Annotated in this window: 11 protein-coding genes; 1 reads left to right on the forward strand and 10 read right to left on the reverse strand. The window is 66.4% G+C overall.

Annotated elements, in window-relative coordinates:
• Positions 1-221: 221 nt before the first annotated feature.
• The 9 genes from G3N64_RS17275 to hpnI all read right to left on the reverse strand — a co-directional run bounded on the left by G3N64_RS17275 (position 222) and on the right by hpnI (position 9,099).
• The gene (locus G3N64_RS17275) at positions 222-1,265 is read right to left on the reverse strand and encodes a GlxA family transcriptional regulator (RefSeq protein ID WP_205785020.1); all 1,044 of its coding nucleotides are present in this window, start codon (positions 1,263-1,265) and stop codon (positions 222-224) included.
• Positions 1,266-1,286: 21 nt separating this feature from the next.
• On the reverse strand, positions 1,287-2,081 hold the full coding sequence (locus G3N64_RS17280) for an ABC transporter ATP-binding protein (protein ID WP_166957709.1): 795 nt from the start codon (positions 2,079-2,081) through the stop codon (positions 1,287-1,289).
• Between the two features lie 21 nt (positions 2,082-2,102).
• Positions 2,103-2,816: an ABC transporter permease gene (locus tag G3N64_RS17285; RefSeq protein WP_011351456.1), complete on the reverse strand. Its 714-nt coding sequence runs from the start codon at positions 2,814-2,816 to the stop codon at positions 2,103-2,105.
• On the reverse strand, positions 2,813-3,502 hold the full coding sequence (hisQ, locus tag G3N64_RS17290; protein ID WP_205785021.1) for a histidine ABC transporter permease HisQ: 690 nt from the start codon (positions 3,500-3,502) through the stop codon (positions 2,813-2,815). The genes G3N64_RS17285 and hisQ overlap by 4 nt, the downstream gene beginning before the upstream one ends.
• A gap of 276 nt (positions 3,503-3,778) precedes the next feature.
• Positions 3,779-4,336: a hypothetical protein gene (locus G3N64_RS17295; RefSeq protein WP_205785022.1), complete on the reverse strand. Its 558-nt coding sequence runs from the start codon at positions 4,334-4,336 to the stop codon at positions 3,779-3,781.
• Between the two features lie 87 nt (positions 4,337-4,423).
• On the reverse strand, positions 4,424-5,461 hold the full coding sequence (locus G3N64_RS17300; protein ID WP_205785023.1) for a lysylphosphatidylglycerol synthase domain-containing protein: 1,038 nt from the start codon (positions 5,459-5,461) through the stop codon (positions 4,424-4,426).
• On the reverse strand, positions 5,458-6,342 hold the full coding sequence (gene hpnK / locus G3N64_RS17305; protein ID WP_205785024.1) for a hopanoid biosynthesis-associated protein HpnK: 885 nt from the start codon (positions 6,340-6,342) through the stop codon (positions 5,458-5,460). The genes G3N64_RS17300 and hpnK overlap by 4 nt, the downstream gene beginning before the upstream one ends.
• 3 nt (positions 6,343-6,345) lie before the next feature.
• Positions 6,346-7,788 carry a hopanoid biosynthesis associated radical SAM protein HpnJ gene (gene hpnJ, locus G3N64_RS17310; protein WP_346778822.1) on the reverse strand — a complete coding sequence of 481 codons (1,443 nt, stop codon included), beginning with the start codon at positions 7,786-7,788 and terminating at the stop codon, positions 6,346-6,348.
• A 135-nt stretch (positions 7,789-7,923) separates the two neighbouring features.
• Complete coding sequence (hpnI, locus tag G3N64_RS17315) at positions 7,924-9,099, reverse strand: bacteriohopanetetrol glucosamine biosynthesis glycosyltransferase HpnI (protein ID WP_205785026.1); 1,176 nt, start codon at positions 9,097-9,099, stop codon at positions 7,924-7,926.
• 639 nt (positions 9,100-9,738) lie between these two features.
• Here hpnI and G3N64_RS17320 point away from each other — a divergent pair.
• A complete protein-coding gene (locus tag G3N64_RS17320; RefSeq protein ID WP_205785027.1) occupies positions 9,739-10,737 on the forward strand; it encodes an LLM class flavin-dependent oxidoreductase in 999 nt (332 codons plus the stop codon).
• A gap of 36 nt (positions 10,738-10,773) precedes the next feature.
• Here the strand turns inward: G3N64_RS17320 and G3N64_RS17325 are convergent, their stop codons facing one another.
• Positions 10,774-11,835, reverse strand: coding sequence for an alpha/beta hydrolase (locus G3N64_RS17325; RefSeq protein ID WP_205785028.1), 1,062 nt, complete (start codon positions 11,833-11,835; stop codon positions 10,774-10,776).
• Between the last annotated feature and the right edge of the window lie 79 nt (positions 11,836-11,914).

Below are 11,914 nucleotides of genomic sequence, written 5' to 3' on the forward strand. Positions count from 1 at the left end.
AACCACTCCGCGTTCGTGACTGGCGCGGACACTTAGGCGCGATCCACTCCGAGGGCCACGGCACCGGGAAGTCATGCGTTTTCCGAGCGCCTTTCTTTTGGTTACTTTTCTTTGGCAAGACAAAGAAAAGTGACCGCTGCCCCGCGCAGGGGCGACACGAATAGACCGATACGATCACAGGTGCTTCACGAAACCCGCGAGCGAACCACCCAAAAACAAGATCAATCCTTCCCACCGCGCTCGACAAGCGCGCCCCCCCGAGGCTCCCCGCCACCGCCGGTCTGCTTCTCGAGCCAGGCTCGCCGATCCTCCCGAGGCGTCACACCAAACCTTTCGCGGTACGCGTTAGAAAAGTGCGCGGCAGAAGAAAACCCACAGGCGAGACTGACTTGCACGACAGATTTACTAGTCCGCTGCAACTGAGTCCGAGCCTTGAGCAACCGAAGATTGAGGTAATACTTGGAGGGCATCGCCCCGAGATACTGCCGAAAGAGCCGCTCCAGTTGCCGGCGAGAAACGCCGACGAGCTCGGCGATCTCATCGGTCGTCAATGGATCCTCGACATTGGCTTCCATCAACAGCAAAGCATCGTTCAACCGAGGATGCCGCTCGCCCGGCGCAGTCACGAAAGGAATCCGCTGCCGCTCCTCGCCGCTCCGCAGCGTCCCGGCGCCGAGCGCATCGGCGATCCTCTCCGCGAGGTCAGGCCCATGTTCCCGGCCAATCATGGCCAGCATGAAGTCGACGGTGGCTTGCCCACCCGCACAGGTCGCCCGATCGCGATCGATCTCGAAGATCTGCTGCGTGACGATCGACCGCTCGAACTGTTCGGCGAACTGCTGATACGTCTCCCAGTTCACGCTCACGCGATACCCGGAAAGCTGCCCGGCCATCGCAAGCCACCACACGCCATGATGAATCCCGGTCACGATCGGCGTCCGCTGCCCGACCCGCGCGAGACTCGCGAGAAACAACCGATAGTCGGCAAACTGCTGAAACCGCTCCGACACGACGATGACCCAGTCGCACGCGATCGCATCGTTGAACGCCGCATCCGCATGCCACTGCGCACCGCCGGCGAGCGGCACGGGCCGCCCATCCCACGAACACACCTGCCAGCGATACAGCAAGCGCCCGTCGATCTCGTTCGCGAGATTCAACGCATCGACGATCGGACCCACGCCCGACATCGACACGGGCGGCAATGCAACGATCGCCACCTGCGTCGTGCGGGTGGCGCCTGCGGGACGAGACACCGGTACCACGGTTGAAACCCGCCCTTCGCGTTACTTGAGGCTGCCCGACAGGAACTGCTTCAGCCGCTCGCTCTGCGGGCGGACCAGCACCTCCTTCGGATCGCCCTCTTCCTCGGTCCGCCCCTGATGCAGGAACATCACGTGGTTCGACACGTTACGGGCAAAGCCCATCTCGTGCGTGACGACGATCATCGTGCGGCCTTCCTCGGCGAGCTTCTGCATCACCTTCAGCACTTCGCCCACCAGCTCCGGGTCGAGCGCCGACGTCGGCTCGTCGAACAGCATCACGTCCGGATGCATCGCCAGCGCACGCGCAATCGCCACACGCTGCTGCTGGCCGCCCGACAGGTGCGACGGATACTGCTTCTCGACACGCGGCGCGAGGCCGACCTTCTCGAGGTACTCGCGCGCACGCTCCTCGGCTTCCTTCTTCGAAATGCCGAGCACGTGCACCGGCGCTTCCATCACGTTCTCGAGCACGTTCATGTGCGCCCAGAGGTTGAAGTGCTGGAACACCATCGCGAGCTTCGTGCGGATGCGCTGAAGCTGCTTGTGATCGGCGACTTCGAGCGCACCGGCGCGGTCGGTCTTCGTGCGCACGGCCTCGCCGTCGACGACGATCTGCCCCGCATTCGGCCGCTCGAGAAAATTGATGCAGCGCAGGAACGTGCTCTTGCCCGAGCCGCTCGCGCCGATGATGCTGATGACGTCACCGGCCTTCGCGTTCAGCGATACGCCCTTCAGCACTTCGTTGTCGCCGTAGCGCTTGTGGATGTCGAGCGCCGCAAGCTTGGCGGCAGCGCCCGTTTGAGTGATCTCGGCCAACTGGCTCTCCTCGAAGTGAATTCAATGACGGGCGGCCGCGAGATACGCGAGCCAGTGGCGCTCCGCGCGGCGAAACGCCGCGACGAGTGCGAACGATACCGCAAGATAGATCAGCGCGGCGATTCCGAACGACTGGAACGCCATGTAGGTCGCGGAGTTTGCGTCGCGCGCGACCTTCAGGATGTCCGGCACGGTCGCCGTGAACGCGACGGTCGTCGCGTGCAGCATCAGGATCACCTCGTTGCTGTACAGCGGCAGCGCGCGGCGAAGCGCCGACGGCAGGATCACGCGGCGGTACATCGTGAACGGCGACATCCCGTACGCCCGCGCAGCCTCGACCTCGCCGTGCGGAATCGCGCGGATCGCCCCCGCGAAGATCTCGGTCGTGTACGCGCAGGTGTTCAGCGCGAACGCGAGAATCGCGCAGTTGAAGCCGCTGCGGAAGAACGCGTCGAGCAGCGAGTGCGAACGCACGAACTCGAGGCTGTACATGCCCGTGTACAGCAACAGCAACTGCACGTAGAGCGGCGTGCCGCGGAACACGTACGTATAGAACCGCACCGGCGTCGACACCCACTTGTTCTTCGACACGCGCGCGACCGCGAGCGGCACCGCGCACACGAAGCCGAGCGAAATCGACGCGACGAGCAGCCACAGTGTCACCGCAAGGCCGGAGAGGCGCTGGCCGTCCCAGTAAAGGAACGCCTGGCCGAATTCCTGAAGGATCTCGATCATAGTTCTGCGTGCCGCACGCCCATGGAATAACGCTTCTCGAGCTGGATCAGCACGAGGTTGGAAACCGTCGTGATCGCGAGATAGATCAGCGCCGCGACGAGAATGAAGAAGAACATGTTGAACGTGCTCTTGCCGGCGTCCTGCGCGGCCTTCACGACGTCCGCAAGGCCGATGATCGACACCAGCGCGGTGGCCTTCACGAGCACCTGCCAGTTGTTGCCGATGCCCGGCAGCGCAAAGCGCATCATCTGCGGAAACATGATCCGGACGAACACCCGCATCCCGCTCATCCCGTAAGCCGCGCCGGCTTCGAGCTGGCCGCGCGGCACCGACAGGAACGCGCCGCGGAACGTCTCGGTGAAGTACGCGCCGTAGATGAAGCCGAGCGTCAGCACGCCGGCCACGAACGGGTCGATGTCGATCTGGTCCCAGCCGACGAAGTCGGTGAACTGGTTCAGCCAGATCTGGATGCTGTAGAACAGCAGCAGCATCAGGACGAGATCGGGCACCGAGCGGATCAGCGTCGTATAACCGGTCGCGATCGCTCGCAGCGCCCGGTTGTGCGACAGCTTCGCCACCGCGCCGATCAGCCCCAGCGCCACCGCAGTGGCGAGCGACAGCACCGACAGCTCGATGGTCTGCACGGTGCCGGCCCAGAGGACGGGACCAAAGCCGTAAAGGAACACGCGCGTCTCCAGAGTGGGAATGGATGCCGACGCGTATGCCTGTCCCGCGTCGGGCTGACGCGGATAGTCGCAAGCGAAATTGATTGTCTCAAATCACCTTGCATGCGATTGCTGCGTCGCAGCAATTCGTCCCATCATTTGCGACCACGACCTACACCGCTGTTTCAAAAGGAAAAAAGCCGCTTCCTGACAACCGGATAACGGGCAGGGAAGCGGACTTTTTGCAATTTTCCGGTCGCTTTTTCGATATAGCGCCGAAGACGGCTGCGGCTGCGCTTACCGCCCCTTCAGGATGTCGGAGCGCGAAGTCGTATAGACAAACCCGTCCGGGCCGAAATGAACGTTGAAGAACGCGTCGGTGTTGACGCCGTCCTCGAGCCAGCGCCAGCTCCAGACCGTCTCGGGCTTGAGCGGATACTGCGCGATGTCGCCAGGCTTGCCGAGCAGGCGCCGCACCTCGTCCTCGCTCATCCCCGGGCGCACCTTCGCGAAATTCTCGGCGGTCAGCACCTGCGTCGCACCCGTGTAGCGGCCGTTCGCATCGAGATCGACGAACCAGGTCTGGTTGCCCATCGGGCCGCGCGGGTATTCGAGACGCTTCGAGCCGTCGGTGAAGTCGCGCTCGGTCTCGGGCTTGCCCATCGTGCCGCGCACGTCGGCCTCGGTCGATTCGCCGACCTTCAGCCCCTTCAGCAGCAGCGGCGCGGGCTTGATCGCGTTGAAGAAGTCCCTGATACGTTGCACGTCGAGGTTGCCTTGCTTGTCGTCGCAGCCGGTCAGCGCCAGCGCGGCGGCCAGCATCGTCATGGGAAGCAGCCGGAAACGGAAATTCATCGGAAGAAATGCGCATCGAGAAAACACGCGGCAAGGATACCCGCGCGACGCCAAAAGCGCGAGACGGGCGCGCGGCCCGTCTCGTGATCAATGCATCGTTTCGGTTTCGGCCACGCGGCTCGTCGCTTGCGGCTCGCGCGGCACGGCCGGCGGCTCACCGATGCGGCGCCGCGTGCGCACGAGTTCGGCAAGCTGCCACGAACCGAGCGCCAGGCAGCCGAACAGCACCTCGCGGCCACGCTTGACCAGCGCGAGCGACAGCGCCGTCTCGCGGTCGACGCCGAACATCTGCGCGAGCAGCACGACGGTCGCCTCCTGCACGCCGAGGCCGCCCGGCACCATGAACGCCGCATGGCGCACCGCCTGCGTCATCGCCTCGATCGCGATCGCGCCGCCGATCGACACCGGATGACCGAGCAGCGCGAGCGCCCAGTAGATCTCGAGCGCGCCGAGCGCGTAGCCGGCCAGCTGCCAGAAGAACGCGCTGAACAGCAGGCCCGTACGCGACATCAGCCCATCGATGTCGGCATCGAGCCGCTTGCCGTCGACGCCCTGCAGCAGCCGGTGCGAATCGCCGAGCAGGCGGCCCGCGAAACGCTCGATCGCATGGAAGATCCCGCCGCGGCGCATCAGCACGACGCCGAGCACCGGCAGCGGCAGCGTGAGCAGCAGCGCGAGGCCGATCGTGCCGCCGCCCATGTTGTCCGTCGTCGCGAGCAGCAGCACGAGGCCGAGCGCCGCGAACGCATACTGGACGACGATCGTCACGAGCACCTCGACGATCACCGACGCCGTCACGCGGCTCGCGTCGGGCACCTGCCAGCGCGCGAGCCGGATGCCGACCAGCTCGCCGCCGATCCCGACCACCGGCAGCAGCCGGTTCACCGCTTCGCGCACGGTCGCGATCCACCACAGGAACGGCAGCGACGAGCGCTTGTCGAGCAGCAGGTGCCACGCGTAGGCGTCGAGCAACAGCGGCAGCGCATGGAACGGCACGAGCCACAGCAGCGCGTAACCGGCGCGCGCGAGCATCTGCGACACGTCGCCGATGCCTTCGTGCAGCCCCAGCGCGAGCAGGATGCCGATGCCGAGCGGCCAGCCGAGCCATTTGATCCACCTGGTCATGACGGCTGCGCTCCCGGTGCGCGCGACGCGTGCGCGCCGCGCCGTGCCGCGGGCTGGCCGAACACGTCGGCAAAGCCGCCGGTCGCGACGCCCGCTGCTTTCAGCGCGGCCGCGACGCGCGGCGACAGCAGCGCATCGAGTTCGTCCACTGGACGGTAGCCGGCCATCGTCGGCGTGATCGGGCCGTCGCCGGCCTCGGCCGGATGGCAGTAGATTTCGCCGACGCCCGGTGGCAGCTTGGCCAGCGCGTCGAGCAGCACGGCCTCGTCCATCGCGCCCGTATGCTCGATCCCGACCACGTAGTCGTTGTGCGCGAGCCCTGCTCGGTCGAGCCGCGCACGCACGAGCGCGATCCACGGCTTGAGCAGCGCGGGCGCGCTCGTCTCGTACGGCAGCCGCACCGCGCGCAGCCCGTAGTCGCGGCCGATCTCGATGATCAGCGACAGCACGGTCGGATGCAGGTGGAAATGCTTGTGCGCGTTCACGTGGTCGAGCGGCAGGCCGCTCGACGCGAACGCGTCGAACTGCGCGCGAATCTCGCGGCGCAGCTGCGCCCGCACGTGCGGCAGGAAGAAGAAGCGACAGCCGTCCTTCGCCATCGCATCGCCGAACCGCCCGTCGGGGCCGACGAGCGCGGGAATCGCGTGCGCGGGCAGCGTGGCGGGCCCGTCCGCGAGGACGAGATGCAGGCCGACCGCGAGCGACGGCAGCCGCCGCGCACGCTCGATCGCATCCTGCGCGGCAGGCGCGCCGACCATCAGGCTGGCGGCGCTCAGCACGCCGTCGCAGTGCGCGCGCTCGACCGCCGCGTTGACGCGCGGGTGCAGCCCGAAGTCGTCCGCGGTGAAGATCAGCGCCCGCGCCGCCCGCTGCGTCGCCACGAATCAGGCCTCGTGTGCGCGCAGGAAGCGGAAGAACTCGACGCCTTCGCGCAGGCGGCGCTTCATCATGTCCCAGCTCGTCAGCATCTCGCGGACGATCTCCCAGATCTTCGACGGGCGGAAGTAGAACTGGCGATAGAACTGCTCGAGGTGGTGATAGATCTCGTCGCGCGACAGGTGCGCATAGCCGATCGCCGCCAGTTGCACGCCTTCCTTGCTCACCAGGTTGATGGTCTTGTTCTCTTCCATCCAGCCGTTTTCCACGGCCTGCTTGTAGAGCGTCGTACCCGGATACGGCGCGGCGAGCGAGACCTGGATCGTGTGCGGATTGATTTCCTTCGCGTACTCGATCGTCTTCTTGATGGTCTCCTGCGTCTCGCCCGGCAGGCCGAGGATGAAGGTGCCGTGGATCTTGATGCCGAGCTTCTTGCAGTCCGCGCTGAAGCGGCGCGCGAAATCCGTGCGCACACCCTTCTTGATGTTCACGAGGATCTGGTCGTCGCCGGATTCGAAGCCGACCAGCAGCAGGCGCAGGCCGTTTTCCTTCATGACCTTGAGCGTCTTGTACGGCACGTTCGCCTTCGCGTTGCACGACCACGTCATGCCGAGCTTGCCCAGGCCGATGGCGATGGCTTCGGCGCGCGGCAGGTCGTCGGTGAACGTGTCGTCGTCGAACATCAGTTCCTTCACTTCCGGCATGTTGTCGCGGATCCACTTCGCTTCCGCGAGCACGTTCTCGACCGAGCGCGTGCGGTAGCGATGGCCGCTGACCGTCTGCGGCCACAGGCAGAACGTGCAGCGCGACTTGCAGCCGCGGCCCGTGTAGATCGATACGTACGGATAGTTGAGGTAGCCGATGAAGTAGTTGTCGATCTTCAGGTCGCGCTTGTAGACGGGCGCGACGAACGGCAGTTCGTCCATGTTCTCGAGGATCGGACGCGCTTCGTTGTGCTCGATCGAGCCGTCCTTCGCGCGCCAGCTCAAGCCCTTGATCTCCGGGAACGGCTTGCCTTCGGCGATTTCCTTGCAGGTGAAGTCGAATTCCTCGCGGCACACGAAGTCGATTGCCTCGCTCGCCGTGAGCGAGTTGTGCGGATCGACCATCACCTTCGCGCCCACCATGCCGACCCGCATCGACGGCTTCATCTTCTTCAGGTCCTGCGCGAACATCGCATCGGTCGGGAACGACGGCGTGCTCGTGTGGATGATCACGAGATCGTAGTCGTTCGCGATCTTCAGCGTTTCCTCGACCGACAGGCCGTCGGCCGGTGCGTCGACGACGCGGCTGCCCGGCACGAGCGCGGCCGGCTGCGCGAGCCACGTCGGATACCAGAAGGAACGGATTTCGCGCTTCGCCTGATAGCGCGAGCCGGCTCCGCCGTCGAAGCCGTCATACGAAGGGGCCTGCAAGAACAGCGTTTTCATGAATGCTCCGGTAGCCTGCATAGTTCGATTCGTCACAACGATTCAGTCCAAAAACCGCGGGCCGCCTGCCGGCGCCCGCCTCTCTGTCATGTCGCACCGCGCGGCCACGCCGCGCAGCGCGTCTCGGCCCTCGGGCCGGGTTCGGTCGGAACGGCCCTAGCGGCCGTCCACGGCTTCCACGGCCGCCGTCGCGCGTTCGCCGCCGACGACCGTCATCCTCGCGCCGCGCCACACGACGTGCGTGCCGAACACGGCCGCGAGCCACTCGAGCGCGAGCAGCGTGTCGCGCACCGCGACGAGCGGCAGGTCGCGCCAGAATGCGCGCCAGCCGTCCTCGCCGCGTGCGTGCAATACAAGCCGCCCGAACGCGCCCACCACGGCCGCCCCGCCCGCCAGCGAGCCGGCGAAGGTGCCGTCGAGGCGCAGCGCGAGCGCCGCGCCGATCGCGAGCCACGGCACGGTAAATGTAACGAACAGGAACGCGAAGCCGGCCGGATTCAGCGAACGGATCGTACGCAGCCAGCGCGTCTCGCGGTGCCACAGCGGCCCGAACGACGGCTCGATCACGTCGGTCGCGACCTCGACCTCCGACAGCACGGTGCGTCGCCCGAGGCGGCGCGGCAGCTCGGCCAGCCAGAAATCGTCTGCCAGCTCGTCCTTCAGCGCGGGAAAGCCGCCGATCCGGTCGAGCGTGTCGCGCGTCAGCGCAAGCGTCGCGCCGAAGCCGAAGCGGCTCGAGCGGCCGAGATGCGTGATCCGGACCGACGGCGCGAACCATGCGTCGACGAACTGCGCACCGATCCGCGTCCAGAACCCGCCGACGCTGCGCGCATGATACAGACACGTGACGACACCGACCGACACGTCGGCGAGCGGCGCCGTCACGCGCTCCAGATAGTCGGGCTTCACCGCGATGTCGCTGTCCGCGATCACGATGCGGCCGTACTTCGCGCGTTCGGCGAGATTGATCAGGTTGCTGACCTTCAGGTTCTTGCCGTGCACACGCGTGTCGATCACGAGCGTGATGTCGCACTCGGGATGATCGGCGCGCAGCCGCTCGACCACGGCGACGGCCGGATCGGCCGCCGACGCGACGCCGAACAGCACTTCATGACGCGGATGACGCTGCTCGCAGAACGTCGCGAGGTTTTCGTACAGGTGCGGCTCCGCGCCGCACAGCGGCTTGAGCACGCTGACCGGCTCGAAGCCGTCGCGCACGGCCGCGCGCGGCGTGCGCGGCCGCGGCGCGAACGCGGCGACGAGCGCATAGCCGGCCGCGGCCAGCGTAAAGACGATCAGGAGCCAGTCGAGCATCGTTGCGGTTGCCGTCATGCGCGACGCCTCCCCGCGACCTGAACGCCATGGAGCACGCCTGGGCATGATTGAGCGTGATTCGGTATTCCGACAACGACGAACGCGGGCACGACCCGACTCCTTGTTCCAGCAGCGTCTGTGTATGAGGGAGGCCCGCCCCGGCATTCGGGTACGGCCAAGCCCGGCTTCGCGTGGGGCATCTCCGCGCGACACCTGGACGGGATACGGGAAGATTCGTATGGCTACCTTCGGCACAACATGAGCAGGCGCCGGATTTTAGCAGTCTGCGGCACCCCGCGCTCGGCACTATGAGAAACGGACTAGTGCAATTCCGGCAAAGCTGCGCAGTCGGCGAACCATTCGGGCACCCCCGCATTCACGTTAGCGTAAGCGGTTTGCAGGCGTATTGCAGTCTTGAAAATCAGACGTTTCGTGCAAATTTGTATGTCGATGCGGATTCACATTCAATCGCCGTAAAGATTGGTAATTAATCAGCGATTAGATTGATTTTTGCAACGATCTCCGAATTCGACCCTGCATCCCTGTAAGGCGCATGGGTATCGGGCCGCCGCCAGCACGTTCCGGAACCCTTTGGCAAAATCCTTGGCATTTGTTGCGTAAGCGCATCACCCCGCCCCCTCGTTCGAAGGCCCACCGATGACTCCGTTTTCCGTACTCGATCTCGCCCCCATTCCGGCCGGCGCCGACGCCTCCCAGGCATTCCGCAACACCGTCGATCTCGCGCAGCATGCGGAACGCTGGGGTTACCGGCGCTACTGGCTCGCCGAGCATCACAACATGCCCGGCATCGCGAGCGCGGCCACTGCCGTCGTGATCGGCCATGTCGCGGGCGCCACGCAGACGATCCGGGTCGGTTCGGGCGGCATCATGCTGCCGAACCACGCACCGCTCGTGATCGCCGAGCAGTTCGGCACGCTCGCGTCGCTGTATCCGGGGCGCATCGACCTCGGCCTCGGCCGCGCGCCCGGCACCGACCAGACCACGTCGCGCGCGCTGCGCCGCGACCTGATCGGCAGCGCCGACTCGTTTCCGGACGATGTCGCCGAGCTGCAGCGCTACTTCGCGGAGCCGGTGCCGGGCCAGCGTGTGCGCGCGGTACCCGGTGCAGGGCTCGACGTGCCGGTGTGGCTGCTCGGCTCGAGCCTGTTCAGCGCGCAGCTCGCCGCGATGCTCGGGCTGCCGTTCGCGTTCGCGTCGCACTTCGCGCCCGACTACCTGATGCGCGCGCTCGAGATCTATCGTGCGCAGTACCGGCCGTCGGCTGCATGGCCGAAGCCGCATGCGATGGTCGGCGTCAACGTGTTCGTCGCCGATACCGACGACGAGGCGCGGCGCCTGTTCACGTCGCTGCAGCAGCAGTTCATCAACCTGCGGCGCGGCACGCCGGGCAAGCTGCCGCCGCCCGTCGACGTGCTCGAGGCGAACGAGCTCGAGCTCGCGACGGTTGCGCATTCGCTGTCGTTCGCGGCGGTCGGCTCGCGCGACACGGTGCGCGACAAGCTGCGCGAGCGCATCGCGCAGACGGGGGCCGACGAGCTGATCGTCACCGCACAGATCTACGATCATGCGGCACGGCTGCGCTCGTTCGAATTGACCGCGCAGATCCGCGACGAACTCGCGAGCGAAACGCGCTGACGGCGCGCGCCCGGGCCGCCTGCGGCCGGCCCCGCATCACTGCGGGTGCACGGCCTCCAGCCCGTCGAGCAGCGCCTTGTGGAACGCGTCCGGGTCCTGGATCTGCGGCGCGTGCCCGAGCGCCGGGAATTCGACGAGCTGCGCGCCGGGAATCGCGGCCTGCGTGCGCTTCGCGAGTTCCGGGTAGCGGCCGAGCTTCGCATGCACGTCGGGCGGCGAGACGTCCTTGCCGATCGCGGTCGTGTCCTTGTCGCCGATCATGAGCAGCGTCGGCACGCGGATCGCGCCGAGTTCATAGACCACCGGCTGCGTGAGGATCATGTCGTAGATCAGCGCGGAGTTCCACGCGACCGCCTCGCGACCGGCGCCGCGGTACATCCCGGCCAGCATCTGCACCCAGCGCTCGTACGACGGCGACCACTTGCCCGCGTAGTACGTGCCCTGCTCGTAGCGGCGGATGCCGTCGGCCGTGGTCTTCAGTTCGCGCGCATACCAGTAGTCGACCGGCAGCGGCGGCACGCCGAGCGCCTTCCAGTCCTCGAGGCCGATCGGGTTCACGAGCACGAGCTGGTCGGTCGCCTTCGGATACATCAGCGCGTAGCGCATCGCGAGCATTCCGCCCGTCGAGTGGCCGACGATCGTCGCCGACTTCACCCCGACCGATTCGAGCAGCGCGTGCGTGTTGCGCGCCAGTTGCTGGAAGGTGTACTGGTAGCGATCGGGCTTCGACGACTTGCAGAAGCCGATCTGGTCCGGCGCGATCACGCGATAGCCCGCACGGCTCAGCACGCCGATCGTGTCCTCCCAGGTCGCCGCGCAGAAGTTCTTCCCGTGCAGCAATACGACGGTGCGGCCGTTCGGATGCGCCGGCTGCACGTCGAGATAGGCCATCTCGAGGGTTTCGCGCTGCGACACGAACGTGTACACATGCACGGGCGCCGGATAGGTGAACCCTTCCAGGCGCGGGCCGTACACGGGGCCGTCGTTGCCGGCGGGCGACGGGGTGGCCGCCATGGCAGGCATGGCGCACGCGGCGGCGATGCCCACGCCGAGCACGGCGGCGCGCGCGGCAAACAACATCTTGCGAATCGAAAGCATGGCGATCACGGTGATTGGAGACGCACGCGGGCAGCCGGGCCGCCTCGCGCCCCGCGATTCTACGCGGTCGCGCTGACGA

This window comes from Burkholderia sp. Ac-20344, from assembly GCF_017104975.1.
GTDB lineage: Bacteria > Pseudomonadota > Gammaproteobacteria > Burkholderiales > Burkholderiaceae > Burkholderia.

What these genes read in the sequence shown, in the direction of transcription:
- G3N64_RS17285 (WP_011351456.1), bottom strand. Translation starts at nt 2,816, where the DNA reads ATGATCGAGATCCTTCAGGAATTCGGCCAGGCGTTCCTTTACTGGGAC.
- G3N64_RS17295 (WP_205785022.1), bottom strand. Translation starts at nt 4,336, where the DNA reads ATGAATTTCCGTTTCCGGCTGCTTCCCATGACGATGCTGGCCGCCGCG.
- G3N64_RS17300 (WP_205785023.1), bottom strand. Translation starts at nt 5,461, where the DNA reads ATGACCAGGTGGATCAAATGGCTCGGCTGGCCGCTCGGCATCGGCATC.
- hpnJ (WP_346778822.1), bottom strand. Translation starts at nt 7,788, where the DNA reads ATGCAGGCTACCGGAGCATTCATGAAAACGCTGTTCTTGCAGGCCCCT.
- hpnI (WP_205785026.1), bottom strand. Translation starts at nt 9,099, where the DNA reads ATGACGGCAACCGCAACGATGCTCGACTGGCTCCTGATCGTCTTTACG.
- G3N64_RS17320 (WP_205785027.1), top strand. Translation starts at nt 9,739, where the DNA reads ATGACTCCGTTTTCCGTACTCGATCTCGCCCCCATTCCGGCCGGCGCC.
- G3N64_RS17325 (WP_205785028.1), bottom strand. Translation starts at nt 11,835, where the DNA reads ATGCTTTCGATTCGCAAGATGTTGTTTGCCGCGCGCGCCGCCGTGCTC.